Annotated in this window: 23 protein-coding genes; 4 read left to right on the forward strand and 19 right to left on the reverse strand. The window is 64.8% G+C overall.

Going from position 1 to position 16981, the window contains the following annotated elements; translation table 11 throughout:
* Window positions 1–24 precede the first annotated feature (24 nt).
* The 4 genes from AB0J62_RS33250 to AB0J62_RS33265 are packed head-to-tail and all read right to left on the reverse strand — an operon-like array spanning window position 25 to window position 1528.
* Window positions 25–309, reverse strand: a complete 285-nt coding sequence (locus AB0J62_RS33250) for a hypothetical protein (protein WP_363879694.1) — start codon at window positions 307–309, stop codon at window positions 25–27.
* A gap of 6 nt (window positions 310–315) precedes the next feature.
* Window positions 316–573: a hypothetical protein gene (locus AB0J62_RS33255; protein WP_363879697.1), complete on the reverse strand. Its 258-nt coding sequence runs from the start codon at window positions 571–573 to the stop codon at window positions 316–318.
* Window positions 573–1082, reverse strand: coding sequence for a hypothetical protein (locus AB0J62_RS33260; RefSeq protein ID WP_363879700.1), 510 nt, complete (start codon window positions 1080–1082; stop codon window positions 573–575). Before AB0J62_RS33260 ends, AB0J62_RS33255 begins: the two co-directional genes overlap by 1 nt.
* A gap of 2 nt (window positions 1083–1084) precedes the next feature.
* The gene (locus AB0J62_RS33265; RefSeq protein WP_363879703.1) at window positions 1085–1528 is read right to left on the reverse strand and encodes a hypothetical protein; all 444 of its coding nucleotides are present in this window, start codon (window positions 1526–1528) and stop codon (window positions 1085–1087) included.
* 142 nt (window positions 1529–1670) lie between these two features.
* On the opposite strand from AB0J62_RS33265, the gene AB0J62_RS33270 reads away from it, so the two are divergent.
* Window positions 1671–2459: a GntR family transcriptional regulator gene (locus AB0J62_RS33270; protein WP_363879706.1), complete on the forward strand. Its 789-nt coding sequence runs from the start codon at window positions 1671–1673 to the stop codon at window positions 2457–2459.
* A complete protein-coding gene (locus tag AB0J62_RS33275) occupies window positions 2456–3082 on the forward strand; it encodes a GNAT family N-acetyltransferase (RefSeq protein WP_363879709.1) in 627 nt (208 codons plus the stop codon). Before AB0J62_RS33270 ends, AB0J62_RS33275 begins: the two co-directional genes overlap by 4 nt.
* 28 nt (window positions 3083–3110) lie before the next feature.
* On the opposite strand, the gene AB0J62_RS33280 is transcribed toward AB0J62_RS33275, so the two are convergent.
* The 10 genes from AB0J62_RS33280 to AB0J62_RS33325 form a co-directional block, all read right to left on the reverse strand.
* Complete coding sequence (locus AB0J62_RS33280) at window positions 3111–3347, reverse strand: helix-turn-helix transcriptional regulator (RefSeq protein WP_363879712.1); 237 nt, start codon at window positions 3345–3347, stop codon at window positions 3111–3113.
* Between the two features lie 2465 nt (window positions 3348–5812).
* Window positions 5813–6313, reverse strand: coding sequence for a hypothetical protein (locus AB0J62_RS33285; protein ID WP_363879715.1), 501 nt, complete (start codon window positions 6311–6313; stop codon window positions 5813–5815).
* Window positions 6310–6513 carry a hypothetical protein gene (locus tag AB0J62_RS33290; protein ID WP_363879718.1) on the reverse strand — a complete coding sequence of 68 codons (204 nt, stop codon included), beginning with the start codon at window positions 6511–6513 and terminating at the stop codon, window positions 6310–6312. The genes AB0J62_RS33285 and AB0J62_RS33290 overlap by 4 nt, the downstream gene beginning before the upstream one ends.
* Window positions 6514–7667: 1154 nt before the next feature.
* Window positions 7668–8018 (reverse strand): hypothetical protein, encoded by a 351-nt coding sequence (locus AB0J62_RS33295; protein WP_363879721.1) that lies wholly within the window; start codon window positions 8016–8018, stop codon window positions 7668–7670.
* Window positions 8019–8317: 299 nt separating this feature from the next.
* Window positions 8318–8872 carry a hypothetical protein gene (locus AB0J62_RS33300; RefSeq protein ID WP_363879724.1) on the reverse strand — a complete coding sequence of 185 codons (555 nt, stop codon included), beginning with the start codon at window positions 8870–8872 and terminating at the stop codon, window positions 8318–8320.
* 413 nt (window positions 8873–9285) lie between these two features.
* Entirely contained in the window at window positions 9286–9651 is a 366-nt protein-coding gene (locus tag AB0J62_RS33305; protein WP_363879727.1) for a hypothetical protein, read from the reverse strand.
* 45 nt (window positions 9652–9696) lie between these two features.
* Window positions 9697–10110, reverse strand: coding sequence for an arsenate reductase ArsC (locus AB0J62_RS33310; protein WP_363880175.1), 414 nt, complete (start codon window positions 10108–10110; stop codon window positions 9697–9699).
* Window positions 10101–10847: an aquaporin gene (locus tag AB0J62_RS33315; protein WP_363879730.1), complete on the reverse strand. Its 747-nt coding sequence runs from the start codon at window positions 10845–10847 to the stop codon at window positions 10101–10103. Before AB0J62_RS33315 ends, AB0J62_RS33310 begins: the two co-directional genes overlap by 10 nt.
* Before the next feature lie 68 nt (window positions 10848–10915).
* A complete protein-coding gene (locus AB0J62_RS33320) occupies window positions 10916–11599 on the reverse strand; it encodes a helix-turn-helix domain-containing protein (protein ID WP_363879733.1) in 684 nt (227 codons plus the stop codon).
* 63 nt (window positions 11600–11662) lie between these two features.
* The gene (locus tag AB0J62_RS33325) at window positions 11663–12031 is read right to left on the reverse strand and encodes a metalloregulator ArsR/SmtB family transcription factor (RefSeq protein WP_363879736.1); all 369 of its coding nucleotides are present in this window, start codon (window positions 12029–12031) and stop codon (window positions 11663–11665) included.
* A 79-nt stretch (window positions 12032–12110) separates the two neighbouring features.
* Between AB0J62_RS33325 and AB0J62_RS33330 the strand changes: the two genes are divergently transcribed.
* A complete protein-coding gene (locus AB0J62_RS33330) occupies window positions 12111–13508 on the forward strand; it encodes an FAD-dependent oxidoreductase (protein WP_363879739.1) in 1398 nt (465 codons plus the stop codon).
* Window positions 13509–13585: 77 nt separating this feature from the next.
* Here the strand turns inward: AB0J62_RS33330 and AB0J62_RS33335 are convergent, their stop codons facing one another.
* From AB0J62_RS33335 to smpB, 5 genes are read right to left on the reverse strand one after another with little or no spacing between them, the layout of a single operon-like run.
* Window positions 13586–14215: a DNA-3-methyladenine glycosylase gene (locus AB0J62_RS33335; protein ID WP_363879742.1), complete on the reverse strand. Its 630-nt coding sequence runs from the start codon at window positions 14213–14215 to the stop codon at window positions 13586–13588.
* 12 nt (window positions 14216–14227) lie between these two features.
* Window positions 14228–14890, reverse strand: coding sequence for a DUF6036 family nucleotidyltransferase (locus AB0J62_RS33340; protein WP_363879745.1), 663 nt, complete (start codon window positions 14888–14890; stop codon window positions 14228–14230).
* Entirely contained in the window at window positions 14887–15468 is a 582-nt protein-coding gene (locus AB0J62_RS33345; RefSeq protein ID WP_363879748.1) for a helix-turn-helix transcriptional regulator, read from the reverse strand. Before AB0J62_RS33345 ends, AB0J62_RS33340 begins: the two co-directional genes overlap by 4 nt.
* Before the next feature lie 16 nt (window positions 15469–15484).
* Window positions 15485–16054 (reverse strand): GNAT family N-acetyltransferase, encoded by a 570-nt coding sequence (locus tag AB0J62_RS33350; RefSeq protein WP_363879751.1) that lies wholly within the window; start codon window positions 16052–16054, stop codon window positions 15485–15487.
* 21 nt (window positions 16055–16075) lie between these two features.
* Window positions 16076–16555, reverse strand: coding sequence for an SsrA-binding protein SmpB (smpB, locus tag AB0J62_RS33355; RefSeq protein ID WP_363879754.1), 480 nt, complete (start codon window positions 16553–16555; stop codon window positions 16076–16078).
* A 37-nt stretch (window positions 16556–16592) separates the two neighbouring features.
* Here smpB and AB0J62_RS33360 point away from each other — a divergent pair, with 37 nt between their 5' ends.
* Window positions 16593–16979: a hypothetical protein gene (locus AB0J62_RS33360; RefSeq protein ID WP_363879757.1), complete on the forward strand. Its 387-nt coding sequence runs from the start codon at window positions 16593–16595 to the stop codon at window positions 16977–16979.
* The last annotated feature ends 2 nt before the right edge of the window (window positions 16980–16981 follow it).

Consider the following 16981-nt stretch of genomic DNA (forward strand, 5'->3'; position numbering starts at 1 on the left):
CCTGACTTGATCTTGCCCATGGATCTACTTGCCTCCCTTCGTTCCTCGTTCGTGCTTCGCGAACCGGCGTTCAACGACCAGGAGGTCTCGCCACGCATCCTCAAGCGCGGTCATTGCTCCGGTCGCGCCGTTGCTTGCATCGGGGTCCGGTGCGCCGGCCAGGACCCGCGTGGTCTTCTGAAGCTGGCTACGTGCGTCGTCCAGCTCGTTCATCAGGCCGCGCAGCGTCGCCATGGCGTCGAGGTCGTTCGTCACGTCCAATGCGCGCGCCCACTGGTCCAGGAACCGGCGCCTGCCTGCAATCGCCATGACTCATCAGCCCCTCTCGTGCACGGCGAATCCGCGCAGCGCCTGGTCGACCGCAACGACAATCAGGTCTAGGCGTCCGAGCGCCGTTGCTAGCGATCCCCGTACGTCGTCCTTTGGGGCCTTCGACAGCGCCCGCGCCACCTTGCGGACCCGGTCCTGGGAGTCCAGCAAGCGCCCCATCAGCTTGTGCAGCTCACCCGTAGCGTCTTCGTCGTTCCCGACCCCGAGCGCATCGGCCCAGCCGTCCAGGTCTCTGCGCTGCATCACAGCCACCCCTCGGCGCGCAGAATCCGATTGCCGGGACGCTCGACCATGTCGAAGTCGTCGTCCTCGTCCGACTCGTCTCCGAAATCGTCGTCATCGAGCGGGTTGTCTTCGATGGTCGGGTCATCGTGACGCTCCCACGCCGTTCCCGGATCGGAGACAACGACCGGGACGAACGGCACCGGCTCGTCAACCAGTTGCTCAAGGCACCGTTCGTGGTCATGCTCGTTCCACTCCAGCGACCCGAACACCTCGACGAACTCGCACGGCTCGCCGTTAGGCAACAGGCCCAGCTCTCCGGCCAGATCCTGCCGTGCCGCCTCCACGACCTCCGCCAGTGCCGACAGCACACCGAGGTCCCTTACGAAGATGACAACTCGGTCGAGACCGTCCCCGACGTCCAGAGTCACCCACGGCGAAGAACCCCTGTAGAGCGAGTGGGTCAGCCCGGTGGTCTGGTCCACGTGAGTGTGGACCGTGACGGTCGCGGCTGCCGATCCAAGAGTCATGATCAGGCCGCCTTGTCGCTCGAAGCCGCCCGAGACTGGCCCGGCATGTTCTTCGGCGCGGTGACGCCGCTGGCCCGGAAGGACCAGCCCTGGCGAGCGCGGCAGCGGTGGGCCTTGCCGTCCTCGGGCCCCGTGCAGGATCGCGTATCCACCCACGGTGCCGCAGTCAGGCCGTCGAGGTAGATCGGAGTGAACGGAAGCCCCGGAAGCGACTCCGGAAGCACGGGCTGAACGTCGGCCAGGATGCGCACGACGAACGTGCGGTCGTTCTTCTTGGTGTCGGGGTCGGGGTCCATGACCTCGACCTTCCAAACGAGCTGCTCGGTCTCCTTGTCCCGAGCCTGCACCGGGCGGTCCTTGGATGACCGCTCGAAGTCGAGTTCCGGCTCTACTGGCCCCACGGCGTACAGGCCATACGGGAAGGCGAGCCCGAACTGAACCAGCACTCGGCGCGGCATACCCATGGTTAGTCCTCCACTACAATCTGACTTGTACCAACCTTTGGTACATCACCAACCATAGGGACGCATTATGGGCAGGTCAAGAGGAATGGCACCATTTGTTGGGACAACTTCGAGAGGAGGCGGGATGGCCCAGTCGGACCCCCTGTATCAGCGAATCGCGAGTGACCTTCGCGACCAGATCCGCACGGGCGCTCTGAAGGCCGGCGACCGCCTGCCGACCGAGGTCGAGCTACGCGAGCAGTACGACGTGTCCCGGAACACCGTCCGGCTGGCGCTCGGCGTACTTCAGAACGAGGGCATGATCAGCAGCACCCAGGGCAAGGGCACCGTCGTACGCGAGCAGGTCATGCTCACGTATCACGCGGCGTGGGCTGAGAGCCGTGATCGGAACGCCAGCGACCAGACGGACGCGTTCTACGCCGAGATGCGCGATCAGGGCCGCAAGGGGGAGTACCGCGATTTCGAGATGCGGATCAAGCCGGCGACTCCGGAGCTGGCGGCGCGTCTGCATGTCGAGGAGGGCGATTCGCTCGTCTCTCGCGCTATCTCGCGCTATGTCGACGGGCAGCCGTTCAGCCTGCAGGACAGCTACTACCCGATGGACATCTCGCAGGAGTGCGGTCTCCTGACACCGCACGACGTGCCGGGCGGAGTCATCCGTGCCATGGCCGCGAAGGGGCACACGGAAATCGGGTACGTCGACGAGCTGACCACCCGCATGCCGCGACCCGACGAGGCCCGGAAGCTCGGACTCAGCCAGGGCACTCCGGTGCTGGTCTACGTCCGTACGACCTACAGCGACAAGCGACCGCTTCGCCTGACGCTCACGATCTTTGCCGGCGACCGCAACCGGGTCGTCTACGAGCTCGGGGAGCTGGGTGCGTACACGGCTGGCAATGGAGGAGTCTCGTGATCGTCGAGCACGCCACGATCGAGGATCTTCCGGTCATCCTGGCAATGCGCACCGAAGCCAGCGAGTGGCTCGCCAAGCGGGGCATTCACCAATGGGCCGTTGCGTGGCCGAACCCGGAGGCTCAGTCCGAGCGCATCCTGTCCAGCATCCGCGCGGGTGAGACGTGGATGATCCGGACCGACAACGGCGACACTGCCGCCACGGTTGCGCTCGATTCGTTCTCTGACCCCCAGCTCTGGACCCCCGAGGAGCAGGCCGAACCGGCGATGTACCTGCACCGGCTCATCGTGCGCCGCAAGTACGCCGGCCTCGGTGACGACGTAATCGACTGGGCGTGCGACCGTGCCGGCCAACTCGGAAACCGCTGGGTCCGCATCGACGTATGGACCGACAACATCGGCCTGCACCGCTACTACGAGAACCACGGCTTCAAGCACGTCCGGACGCTCGACCTAGCGCACTACCCGTCCGGCGCGCTCTTCCAGCGTCCCGCCACCGACTGGCGAGAGCGCAAGACGGCTGACGTATTCACCGAGAAGCCGCAGCCCCTCCCGACCAAGAACAGCCGGTTCGAACCGTTCGAGCGGGCACTCTGGCCGGTGCTCAGCGAGCAGACGATCTGAAATCACGCCACGACCGCGGACGCCCAACTCAGTCGAGGCCGAGAGTCCTCAGGGCGTCCTCGGGAGCGCCGTGCAGCAGTTCCCGCAGATTCATCTTGAGCGCACCGCAGAGCGCGATGGCATCCGCCAAGGTCACGCGCCGCGTCCCGGCCTCCAGTGAGCCAACGACCGAGCGAGTCCAATCCAGCTCGTCAGCCAGATCCTCCTGCCGCATCCGGTGCCGAGCGCGAGCGGCCCGGACGTTGCCAGCAATCAGCTTGTCCAACTCGTCCGGCGTCAGGCGCAGATCTTCCCGCGCCGCTCAGCCAGACGTCATGCGGCAAAATGCTCCGGAATGCCGCGATTAACGTCCTCTCGCCTGCTACAGCGCTCTAGCGCTACGATATGAAGCGTGGCACCCGAAAATCAGTCAGGCCAAAACCACCTCCTGACCGCCGCGCGACTGCGCACCGTGTCACGCATCGCGCCCGGCCGGCCGATGGGCCGCAGCGAACTCGCCCAACGGGTAGCCGAGCTGCTGTACTCGGTCAGCTCCAGGCGCTACCCGATCACCGGCCACTACATCGCCAAGCTAGAACGCGGCGCGGTGCGGTGGCCCTGCCAGGAGTACCGAGCAGCCCTCTGCCTCATCCTCGGTGCGAGTGACGACGCCGAATTGGGTTTCCATCCGCCAAGAAGCCGCCGACCAGAGGCAAACGGTGAATGCTCAATCTGAATTGTCCCGCTCAGCCAATCTCCAGGCTGCCCGGCGTTTGTTGTCAACCAAAGGGTTAGCACTTTGCGCTAATCCAGTACGGCCCAAGCGCAGGGACGACCGCGTTGATATAGAAACCCTTGTACCCACACTTCTTGTTCGCCCTCATCATGCTATCGACAAGCACAACTATTGCGAACAGGCCGACTAGTATGGCGGCGCAGACCAAAACCTGGGGGCCGGAAGCGCATAGAAGACCGCCCGCTCCGATTGCTACGGGACCAGTAGTAATGGCCCACGCGAAAAACGCCAAGCCGTGAGCCGCGACCCCAACGGCTATCCAATCAGCCCAGCATCCATCGACATCAATTCGGAATGGTGGCCAGGGCCATGGAAATTCGACCTTCAACCCGGGACATTCCGGTGGTTTGATGTCTGGCGCCTTGCCATCTATCAACGGAGGAGGATCCTGACGCTGGGCGTCCGCCGCCGCTGCCAGGATCTCAGCGAGAGCCAGGAGTCCTTCTCCCCGGGAGAAGGTGACGCTCGTCGGACGGCATTTCTCGACGTCGACCTCCATCACGGCGCGTACTGGTGTGTTCAGCCGCTTCATCGTGTCAGTAGGGATGCCACCGCTGGGAGACGGTTTGCTACCCGACGGCAGAGGCAGGCCGCCAATCTGCCCCTCCGACAACGTCCGCACCAGAGTCCAACTGAACACCCGCCTCCCGTCACCTTTGCTCTCTTGGATCAACCCGGCTGGCGGACTCGAAAGATCAGTCGCACCACCGAGTCCGAGAGTCAGTAGACTGAACGGCGCCTTGCTTAACTGCACGCCTGTGGGTTTCGCTGACCCGTTCGCGCGAGGAGTTGTAGGCTTCGCCGAGTCGATTCGGACCCCGGATCGAGACGAGTCGAGGGTCACTTCCACGGGATCGGATTTAGGGTCGGGATCGGGTGGGGAATATTTCATAACCCAATCCTTCGCGCGTGGCCCGTCGTAGACCGTTGCCTTCGCTGATATGGTCGGTTCACGCTTTGGGTTATTCATGTCCGGGAACGCCCATTTGACGTCGTAAGGACCCTGATTCAGGCTAGACGTCGCGGCTCCGAACGCGCTATTCGCGTTATCACTATCGCATGTGGTCTCACTACCAGACCGCTTGCCGCCGCAGCCTGTGGCAATGATTGCGACTGTCACAAGCAATGCAATCATTTGCGCACCGACGTGGCTCCCTCGTCGCATGACTGGTTGCCCCCTTAGCGATGAGTATCGATGCGTTAGGAACGCAGGCGATGGGATACGTAAGTCGGACCAGAAGAAGGCGCCGACCGTCGCGGACCAAGTATCCGTGGAAAAATACTCACGGCCCGAGCCCCCATCATATGCAGCCAGTAACCGCCGGCAAGCAGGCGAACTTTTACACTATTCCGCCTGATGTGCATTGTCGATAGCTGATCGTGAGCGGCATATCGGGGCCGAGCATCAGGTGGCCAATCGTGAGCGCTGCAACCTTCGCCCGGCCACCGACGCAGTATCCGGGCCAATCCGCAGCCGACTGAGTTCGACGGCTGGCCGGCCGAAACGCTCGGACACTGCAGACCCCGAACATGCCGAAGTTGACCCGCATGTGCAACCGACTGTCGAAGGCATCGAGGCTCACGCCGCAGGTCCGCGTTCCTGTGTCCAGTGTTCCTGTGATCCGCTCTGCCGGATTGACCTCTTAAGAATCAAGGGCGCGCCTTCGGCGCGCCTCCCGCGGGGGCCGGGCGAGCCCATGCGGCCTGCCGGCCGAACCTCGCCCGGCCCCCGCGGAGACGGACCAAGATTCCCTACCCCCAATGCACCGGCATCGTCCGAGTCGTGGCGTTCGACCGCGGGGAGCCCCGTCCCCCTGCCGCCCGATCGTACGGTCACCACGGCGCGCATCAAGAGCGCTACGCGTCCCTACGGGATCGGCAAGCCGACTCTTGACCCGCGCCGCGCCGACCTGGTTTGGCAGCTATCAGGGGGACGGGGCAGGAATGGCGAGCTGCTAGCCGATGACAGGCCCGGGCGGCGCTCCAACGACGTAAAACCCGGTCTTCCACACATGCGCATCGTCGCCATCGATGCGCACGCTCCAGGTGTAAGCCGCTCCGGCGCGCAGGGGCAGGCCGTTTGGGAAGGTGCTGATCGCCTGCGTACGGCTCCAAAGTGTCTTCTCAGGCACGTACTGTCCGGGGATCGCAGGTTTCTCAGCGACGACGGACTGACCGATGCGAAGCGGGATCATGCCGCCCGTAGGACCCGGAACCTGAACGAGGTTGCCGGCATCGTCAAGGAGCGCGAACTCTACGGTGAACTCCTCGCCGTAGAACCTCGGCGGCAGATCGATCGTCACGACGAGCGACACCGGACCCGTGAGGCCGGATTCCGCCTGAATTCCCGTAACCTGCCAAGCCCCGCCGACAACGTTCAACTTGCCAGCAGCATCCGCCGCTGCGTAGTCAGCAACCAGGACGTTGACCCGTGCCTCAGATGCCCGATCACTCACGATGCAGCGCGAACCCGGTTGATTTCGGCCTGGTCGACGGTCACAACACTTGCGCGCTGAGCTGACCACCCGCCTCCGTGACTGATCGAAGTCCGCCACGGCTGATTCGAGCGTGCCAACGCAACGATGACGTCAACTGGCGTGCCAGCCTCGACTCGCCGGTCAAACTCTTCGGCCGTCATCTCGTCGTCGTCATCCATGTAACCCATAGTGACACCCCTCTGCCCACATGTCTCTATAACGCTGTGCCCAATCGCCACGTTCCCGCGTCGGGGTCCTTCGGATACAGAACCACCCGGACCAACCGGCCATATTCGTTACGTCCAGTTATCAAGAGACGCCGGCCGTGCGTCGGATGTTCATCCCAAACAGGTCGACGCGTCATGTTCTCGCATGCATCTAGCACGTCATCCTCAGTGAGCCCATGCTTACCGTTGATCTTCGCCCGGATGTGGTCGCTGATCTCGATCTCTCTGATGAGCGGCCTCATGGTGCTCTAACGGTCACAGAGCGAGGCCAAGTCGGCAAGGGTCTGGTCCGACATCTGGAGCGCAACGTCCCTAGACCAGCACGTAGTTGAGGAATCAGCCGGGTCTTCCAGGTTGTTCAATCTGACCAGCAGTTGGTGACCCCAGTCCGACCCCAACGACCGCGCACGGCGGGCACATTCCTGCTGCCCGCGCTGCAGCCGCCTCAGCTCGGTGGTCCGGGCCATGGACACGTGCAGGCTCCTACGGATCAGAAGGTTGGGGGTTCGAATCCCTCCGAGCGCGCCACGTCAAAGCCCAGGATCAGTCCGCTGACCTGGGCTTTTGTGTGTTTGACGATCAGAGCAGAGGGCGGGCGTGGTGGGCGTGCTCGCCGCCTGTTGGCTCCACGAATGTCCCCTGAAGATGAGCGGGCACCTCGACCCGGAGCGTGATTCAGTTTGCAACAGGTCGTACCTCTGGTAGTCCAGGCCGCGGAGCACGAGACCGGCGTCGGCCAGGGCATTGATCGCTCGCCTAGCCAAGTGCGGCGGCCACTCCGCCTCGCCAACATCCAGCACTTTCGCAGCGTTGCCGACCTTCGCTTGGCAGCAGCGCCAGGTCCTCTTCAGTGCTCAGCCTCGCAGGCTAACCAGCGCTTGCCCTACTGCCGCATGTGGCTCGTATGGATCAAGGGCGCGCCGCCGGTGCGCGCACGCGGCCTCCGCCGTATACCAGCTGCGCCCGCTCTCGGTGACTTCTGCCAACGACGTTACGTCCGGCGGGACCATCACGACTGCGGGATGACGAGTCGGAATCGGCCGGCCACCTAGATGGAGGCGTAGCTTCATTCGCTCCGATTGTGCAGCCCTTTGGGACGGGTCAGTTCAGAGGCCGTGGGCAGTTCCTATGTCGATGATGGCCTGGGCGTAGTCGGCTGGGTAGGCAGCGAGTTCGAAGGCCACGGATAGATGTCCTCTGGTCATCGGGAGCACGAGCTGGGAGAAGTTTCCGTAGCCGATGATCAGGTATCGGAGCCCACCGCAGTCGATCTCTCCTCGCTGCCGGGTCAACGTGAGCAGCGTTGGATTGACCAGCAGTTCCTCGTAACGATCGCTTTCGTCTGCTGAGGCGTTGTCGAGGCCAGGCCGCGAGCGCAGGTCAACCTGCTGACCGTCACCGTGTGCGACGTACCGGATGGCAGGCGTCAAAGCGAAAATCTCGTCATAGAGGCTCATGCCACGAACATCTACTCTCGGCGAGCCCGGGTGACTAGTGCCAGAAAAGTTGCCAGCACACCAGACCACGGCGTTCACAGGTCGACAAGCCCGGAACCTCGATCCAGTACACGGGCACCAGTGGACGATGTGCCTGCTCCAAAGGACCCTCCGACCCCGCAAACATCCGTCGCGTGCTGTCGGATCACAGGTGTGCCGGCCCGAAGCGTGGTCGGCGGATCGGCGTACCCGAGCCGGTCAGCCCAGGACGCGCACCGGAATCCCGGCAAGCAGCAGCGTCGCGCCTGCCGCCCGTTGGCTCAGCGGAGGGCTGGTAGCCATGGGTGCTCGGGGTAGCGCGGTGCGATTCGATCGAAAAGCCAGCGGCCGCGTTCCGGGTCGAGCAGTTCGGCGACGTCGGCGAAATCGTCATTGTCCTTGGGCCGACCGCCGCGAGATTTGAAGAGGAGCACGATCTCCGGAGCGAGGTACGGAAGGCCGTCAGGCGATCTGAGGGTGATCTCGTCGAGAGGCTTCCGGATAGTGCCTCGGCCCCTGTGGTAGACCCATTGGTCCGCGTCCGACGCGGCGAGCAGGATTTGAATCACGTGCGGGTGCATGTCAGGGAAGACCAGTGCGTTGGGTCCCGGTGCGAGCTGTTCGCCGGGTGCCCACGGGCGACACTCACCCGTCTCAGGATTCTGGACGGACGGCCGCGGCCTGGTGAAGGTCCTGGCGACGTGGTCGAGATCTCGCGCAAGAACCACAACGTCGACATCGCCGTGCTGCCGGCGGACGCGACCGGCGAATAGGTCGAGCGCCCAACCTCCAGCTATCCAATAGCGACAGGGGTATTCGTGGAACAGGGAGCGCACCGCGCTGAGCGTGTGGGATTGGTCGATTGACTTCAAGGGAACTCCTCGCATTGGGTCGGATGCGGTGAGCCCCGGTGAGTCAGAGCCGCCGGATATACCAGCGAGGCGGCACCGCGCGCGATTGACGCATGTGGACCACCTCCCTCGTGCTCTGACGCTCGACGCAGCTTATTGGGGGACTGCATCGCCTGGCACGGCAATTTGGTTTCGTGCCCACAGGTCGCCCTGAGCGGTGTGGGGGGCAGACGCGGGGATTCGTTGTTGGCGGATGATCGGACGGCAAGCCGAAGTTGCCCGCTAACTCTGGTGCTAACACCGGTACCGGACTGGGGGCCGGCACGGCCCCTCGGTCCGCCAGGCACGGGCAGACGCGCATGGACCAGTCGAACTCGCCTTCTACGCGCTGCAGACGTCTACAGATCTTCGCCGAGGTCGGTGGTTGCTGCTTTGATTTGTTCGAGGTGTCGGGCTTGGTGATGCAGTGAGAGCTCGTCGATGGAGGCCAAGACTTCGTCCCACGACACGTCTGGCGCGTGCACCCCACTGGCAGTTCGCGGGTAGCGCCGGAGCGCGCCAAGGATCGTGTCGTAGTGGCCTTTTTCGTCAGCCGGTGCGGAGGCTTGTTCTCGGACCACCACATGCGTGAGCCAGTTCACGTCGCGGTTCCATGCCGGATTGCTGAGCGAACGCACGCGGATGTATCCCAGCTCGTCCCACCAACGCCGCGAGTGCCACTTCCTCGAGTTCGCCGGAGGCAGCCCGGCTGGCAGGTCCTTCACTCAGCCATTCTCGCTGGTGACTCGACCAGCCACATCCCAACCGTCTTACGGCTGGCTGGTGCGTAGTTCGGCGAGGAGGGTTTCGATGTGGGTGCGGATTTCGTCGCGGACCTGGCGGACGGTTTCGATTGGCTGGCCGGCGGGGTCGGTGAGTTTCCAGTCTTCGCAGCGTTTGCCGGGGTAGAAGGGGCAGGCGTCGCCGCAGCCCATGGTGATCACGACGTCGCTGGCCTGTACGTCGTCGGTCGACAGCAGGCGCGGGGTGTTTGCGGTGATGTCGATGCCGACCTCGCGCATGGCCTCGACGGCGACGGGGTTGATCTGGTTTCCGGGTTCGGAGCCCGCCGACAGTACGTCGATCTCGTCACCGGCCAAGGACCGGAGCCAGCCGGCGGCCATTTGGGAGCGTCCGGCGTTGTGTACGCAGACGAACAGCACGGTGGGTTTGCTCACGAGGATGCTCCCGCGGTTGTTTCGGTGTGAGGAGTGACGACGTCATCGGCGGCTTTGCCCGCGTCGGGGTAGAGGACCGCGAGTGCAGCCGTGCCGAGGGCGGCGCCGAGGATCTGGAATGCGATGAAGCCGGGCACGGAACTGGGCGCGATGCCGGCGAACGTGTCGCTGAACGCGCGGCCGATAGTGACCGCCGGGTTGGCGAACGAGGTCGAGGATGTGAACCAGTACGCCGCACCGATGTAGGCACCGATCGCGGCGGGCGCCGACGCCGCGCGGCCGGTCCGGGCGAGCGCGAAGATCAGCAGGATCAGTCCGGCGGTGGCGACTGTCTCGCCGATATAGAGGTGGCCGGCCGATCGGTGCGTGGTCGACCAGGACACGGCGGTTTCGCCGTACATCAGATTCGCCAGAATCGCCCCGATGACCCCGCCGCCGATCTGGGCCGGGAGGTAGGCGGCCAGGTCTCGTGCGCTGAGCCCCTTGCCGGATCGTTGCCCGAGCCACCAGTCGACCAGGGACACAACGGGGTTGAAGTGCGCACCGGACACGGGCCCGAACATCAGGATCAGTACGGCGAGACCGAGCGCGGTGGCAAAGGAATTCTCGAGCAGCTGCAACCCTGTGTCACTCGGCGAGAGCTTGGCGGCTGCGATGCCGGAGCCGACCACGACGGTCACGAGCAGCCCGGTCCCGAGCCCTTCGGCGAGAGCGCGCCGCCAGAGCGATTGCGCGTCGTTCATCCGCGACTCACCGGCACGGCGAGGTGAGAGAGGTCCTCGCGACGCGGCGGGTAGGCGGGTTACTTCAGTCATCCCTTGCTCCTCGTATCTGCCGGCGCGAGCCGATCGATGCGCTCGGCGAGCTCGGTATAGGCAGCTTCGAAGGCCGCGTCGGTGTCGATCGGCGCCGGGTCGGGGATGGACCAGTGCAGCTGCGGTCGTCGGTCGCCGGGCAGGCTCTCGTGGGCGTTGTCGCACACCGCGATGAGAAGATCATTGCCATCGGCAACTTCGCGCAGATGGCTCGTGTGCCAGCCGGATGGGTCGAGCCCGTGACGCCGGGCGACCTTGATCGCCCGTGGGTGGACACGCTCGGCCGGCTCGGTGCCGGCGGAGACAGCCGGTACGTCGCTACGCCGGGCCCAGATCGCGGCGGCCAGCTGGGACCTGGCCGAGTTCCGCGTGCAGACGAACACGACACGCTCGGCCGCGATCTGCGCAGGCGTGGCGATCGCGCCCAGCGCGTCCGGTTCGAGCCGGACATACGTACGTCGTCGGTCGCCCTCAGAGCGGGTCCGTACGACGAGGCCGGCGTCCTCGAGCACCTTCAGGTGATGGGCGACGAGGTTCGTCGGCAGGTCCAGGGCGGCCCCGAGCTCCCCGGGCGCGGCATCACCGGCAACCAGGATGTCCACGATCGCCAGTCGCGCCGGATCACCGAGCGCCGCGTGGATGCGAGCTCGCTGCTCCCGAGAGAATCGCTCAGTATTCATTGATTCAATAATCACTGAGGTATCTCAAGGAGTCAAACATCAGCCACCCGGCTGGCGAAGAGGTCAGCGCGCCGACGCGGTTTCCGGTACGGCGAGAAGGCCGGCGATCCACCGCAGCTTCTCGGGCACGGGCCAGTAGTAGACCCAGGTGCCGCGCCGCTCGCAGTCGACCAAGCCGGCCTCGCGAAGCACCTTGAGGTGATGCGAGATGGTCGGTCCGCTGACGTCGAACTGCGGGGTCAGATCGCAGACGCAGATCTCGTCGCCCGCGGAGGTGATGATCGAGAACAGCCGCAGCCGGATCGGATCGGCGAGGGCCTTGAATACGGCTGCGCCCTCGGCGGCTCCTGTCGCGTCGAGAGCTGTGTCAGAGATCGGCGCGCAGCAGGCTGCGCCCGCGACGGGCGTCAATGCGATCTCTTGTTTCGACATGGATCTATCTTGACTCTTATCGAATCAAGAGGCAAGCTAACTCTTGTTTCGATGATCTTCTAGATAGGGAGTTGGGATCGTGAGCGAGCAGACAGGTGCGCCGGTCGTCGTTATCGGTGCGGGTCCGGTCGGTCTTGCGGCAGCCGCGCACCTCGCCGAGCGTGGCGTGGACTTCGCCGTACTCGAGTCCGGTCCGAGTGTCGCGGCGGCGATCGAGGAATGGCGGCATGTGAAGCTGTTCAGCCCGTGGCGCTACGACATCGACTCCGCGGCTCGCCGCCTGCTCGAACGATCCGGCTGGATCGAGCCCGACCTGGCCCAGCTCCCCACCGGCGGCGACCTCATCGATTCCTACCTCGCACCGCTGACGAAGACTCCGGAGCTGAACGACCTCATCCGCTACAACGCCCAGGTCACCGCCGTGACGAGGGTCGGCTTCGACCGCATCCGTACAGCTGGTCGCGAGGCGGCGCCGTTCCTGATCCGTCTCGCTGACGGATCCGAACTGCTGGCGTCGGCCGTGATCGACGCGGCCGGCACCTGGCGGAAGCCGAACGTCCTCGGCGGCTCCGGCATCCCGGCTCGCGGAGAGGTCGAGGCTGGTGAAGGCATCGCACACGCTCTGCCCGACGTCCTCGGCGTCGACCGGGACCGCTTTGCGGGTCGTCGTACGGCGGTCGTCGGCGCGGGCCACTCGGCCGCAACAACACTGCTTGACCTGGGCCAGCTCGCCGACGAGGTACCGGGGACCCAAGTGGTGTGGGTTGTGCGTGGGACCGACCAGGCCCGCACATACGGCGGTGGCGACGCCGACGAGCTGCCGGCCCGGGGCGCGCTCGGCTCGCGGCTCAAGAAGCTCGTGCAGTCCGGCCGCGTCGAGCTGGTCAGCTCGTTCCGGATCGAAAGCATCAGCCGCGCTGACGGCAGGGTGCAGCTGACCTCTGGCGAGCGTGAGGTGTTCGCGGACACCGTCGTCAACTCGACCGGCTTCCGGCCGGACCACGACATGGTCTCCGAGCTGCGCTTGGACCTGGATCCGATCATGGGCTCCACCCGCGCGCTGGCACCGTTGATCGACCCGAACAAGCACTCCTGCGGTACGGTTCCGCCACACGGCGTCGACGAGCTCGCGCACCCCGAGCCCGGGTACTACGCGATCGGCGCCAAGTCGTACGGCCGCGCCCCGACGTTTCTTCTCGCGACCGGGTACGAACAGGCGCGCTCAGTCGTCGCCGCCCTGGCCGGCGACTGGGAATCCGCGCGAGACGTGCAGCTCGACCTCCCGGAGACCGGCGTATGTTCGTCCAACCTCGCGTACGGCGGCACGTCCGACGAGGCCGGCGGTTGCTGCGGCCCGGCCCCGCAAGCACTCGAGCTCTCCACACCGACCAGCCGCGGCCTCGCCACCGGCATCACCGGCGGCCTCCTAACCGTCATCGAAAACGACACCACCAAGTCCTCCGGCTGCTGCGGCTAACCCTCAGACAACGCCGCTCGGCCGGCCCACCACCGGGCGCGGAGGTATCCGCCGCGACGCGATCGCGGCGCTCGCAATCACCGCCTGGGCGTGAGGTGGTATCTGAGCGCCGCATCGTGACCGTCGTGGCGAGCACTGATGCCGACGCGCTTGGTCATGTGGATGTCAGCTGGGTCGACCGAGATGCCCCAGTCCTCGAGGAACAGCTCGTTGCCTGTGAGGTCTGCGCCGTACAGGTCCTTGGTGATCTGGAAGGACTTGCACAGCTTGCCCGGTGAGTTGGCCAGGTCGCTGACAGCGCGCGGCTTGTCCCACTGTGCGGCCATCAGCTCGACGCCCTCGACGGGTACGACGCCACGGATGAACACCACGTCAGGCACGTCGGCGTGATTCACCACAGCGGCAAACTGGTGCCACATCCCGTAGACCAGATAGACGTACGCGACGCCACCCGCCTCCCACATGACCGCGGTTCGCGACGTCCGCTTGTTCCCGTGGTGAACCTCATCCACGAACGCCGGATACGCCTCAACATCCCGAATCACCCCCGCGACACGACCACCCGCCGCACGCCGCACCAAGACCTTGCCGAGAAACTCGATCGCACAGTCCACCGCCGTCCGCAGATAAAAGTCACCGCCAACTCTCTTGGCGGACAACGGCCGAACCGGTTGCGTTGCGCTGGGCTCAGGGAGCATGCGGGCCATGATTGCGCTCGACTAGCTCCGCTCGTGTGATGGGCCGTGATCCGGGCCGCGTATGGCTTGAGGTTTAGACAGATCGACAGGTTTCGGGCGCGTCGACCGGTGGTGATGGTTGGCGAGCATTCGTTGGGCCTGGACGGCGAGGAGATGTATCTCGCGATCGAGGTCCCTGCTGCCAACGATCAGTTCGAGTGAGTCCTCATCTGTGTAGTTGCGGCGGATCAATTGCTCGAGATCCTCGACCGATGCATTCTCCATCTTGAGCCGCCCGGAGAGAGCGATGATGTCGGGAGCGTCCTTGCGGCGCTGTGCAATCAGCTTGGTCGCCAGAAGGAATTCGTCGCCGGCGTACGTGATATGCAGACCGGGCAGATCGTGATGTTGCAGTGCACCCTCCGGAAGAGGTGGCATCCAAGGGCTGGCGCGGGTATTCAGCCAGTCCTCGGGGAGCTTGCGTTGGCTCGCTATCCCGCGAGCCTCCTCGAGCACTGCCTCCTCTCTCGTGATGGCATCGATGTCCTCCGTACGGCGCGGATTGTCGTCCGAGGTGACCGCGATCGCAGCTCCACCGACGACAAAGACCGATGCGGAAGTTCCGCGCTTCTTCAGCCGCTTGTCGAGTTCGGCGAGGAGGTCGACGATTTCCGCAGCAGTGAATTCGTTGCGCTCGTCACTCATGCAGTCACCAGGTCGCGCTCAGGGACGAAGACGTTCAGCCGCGACAAGTACTCCGGTGTTTGCTCGATGATCTCGTCGTGGTCGAGGAACGGGTGCTCGGGAATCCAAGGATCCCGAAGTGCCTCGACATTGGTCCAATCGGGCGGCTTCTCGCCTGCTGCCTCGAATTCGTGAGCGGCGAGTGCGGCGAGGAGTGTGTCGAAGCCTGCCTGGCCGGTTGGCCCCGGCGCTGCCTCCCAGGCGGCTTCGGATCCGTCCTGGCGACGCAGTAGGAGGCGCAGGTGGTCACGGCCCTGGAGCAGCATCCGCCAGGCCCAGTCGTCGTCGGTCGCCTCGCGGATAGCCGTGGCTGTGGCTGGGGCGGTCATGATCCGATGCTCGCGTGCCTCATGAAGGGCGTGAGCGATCCGCCCAGCTCGCATAACGAACTGCGCCGTCGGCTTGGTCCGGCCGGAACGGTAGGTGGACAAGCGGGAAGCAGACGTACGGAGAGCATGGGCGAACGCAGTCTGAGACAGCCCACTCTCGGTGAGCGCCCGGTTGAGCAGTTCACTGACCGCCTGGCTGTCCCTGTCCATACTCCAGCCCCCTTATCTAATCAGATAATAGCAAGCTACCGCGGAGGGGCCAGGCGGTTCTGGTCGGGGAGCGTAGGCCGAGCCATTGTTCGGTGCCCCAGGCTTCGAAGCGTTCTAGTTCGGCGAAGCCTAGTTTGGTGGCTAGGCGGATTGAGGTGATGTTGGCGGATTGGGTGGTGAGGACTACTGGCTCGCCGGGGAGGGTGTGGTCGAACCAGGTGAGGGCGGCGGCGCAGGCCTCGGTGGCGTAGCCGGAGCCCCAGGACTGCGGGAGGAACAGGTAGCCGAGGTCGACCTTTCCCGTGGCGGCGGGGCGGCGGTGGTCGGTTGCTCTTCTGAGGAGGATCTGGCCGATCATTGCGCCGTCGAGTTCGACGACGAAACTGCCGGGCCAGCGCTCGGGGATCGCGGGCGTCTCCCGTTCGAGCTCGTCGCGTGGGCGGGGGCCGCCGACGTACCTGTTCACCTCGGGCGACGCGTGTAGTTCGATGAACGCCGTACGGTCGTGCGCCTCGGACTCGCGGAGTACGAGCCGCTCGGTCTTGATCGGTGCCGGCGGCCAGACCACGGGTCCCAGGTCATCCACCAGCGCACGCTAACAAAGAGATCAGTCCGAGCGGCCCTTCAGGCGGCGTTGGACCGCGCGCTCGGCCTCGCGGGTTGCCTCCCGTTCGGCGAGGGCGTTCCGTTTGTCCCAGGTTTTCTTGCCGCGGGCAAGGGCGATCTCGACCTTCGCGCGACCGTCCTTGAAGTACAGGAGTACTGGGACGATCGTCAGCCCGCTCTCGTTGACCTTGCGCTCGATCTTGTCGATCTGGGCACGGTGCAGCAGTAGCTTCCGCTTGCGGCGAGAGCCGCCGTTGAACCAGCGCGACTGCGAGTACTGCGGGATGTGCACGCCGTGCAACCAGATCTCGCGGTTCTCGACCTGAGCAAAGCCGCCGACCAACGAAGCCCGCCCGGCCCGGAGCGCCTTCACCTCCGGCCCCTCCAACACGATCCCCGCTTCCCAGGACTCGCCCAGCTGATAGTCATGCGCAGCCTTCCGATTGCGCGCAACCACGGGCTCGACCTCAGACTTCTTCACCCACTGATTGTCCCCCAACCGCACTACCCTTTTTCAGGTGGCCGCGGAAGTGAAGCCCTTCAAGGACGAAGTCCAGACTCCAGTACCCCATGTCTGGCGAGAGACACTTGGCGCGATCGTTCGCTCCGTCATTCGAGGCGACGTCCGCATCGGCGAGGGTATCGAGAATGTTGATCCGCTCTCCGAAGCTGTGTCGAACCAATGCCGTGAAGCTGTCGCGGACTATGGATCCGTCACGTTGATCCAGCTGCCTGACGCCGCTTGGGACACCTCGGTCGCGATGTGGCAGGGCGACCACTGGAGCTGTCTTGTCGATCTCTGGACCGCCGAGGAAGGTCGCAGCGACCTCGTCCTGGAGGTCGCGATCTCCGAAGATGACGAGACGGCGTTCCGATTTCGCCCCTATCTCGTTTACGTCCCATAGAA

It is taken from the genome of Kribbella sp. NPDC049584, from assembly GCF_040675555.1.
In the GTDB taxonomy this organism is placed as follows: Bacteria; Actinomycetota; Actinomycetes; order Propionibacteriales; family Kribbellaceae; genus Kribbella.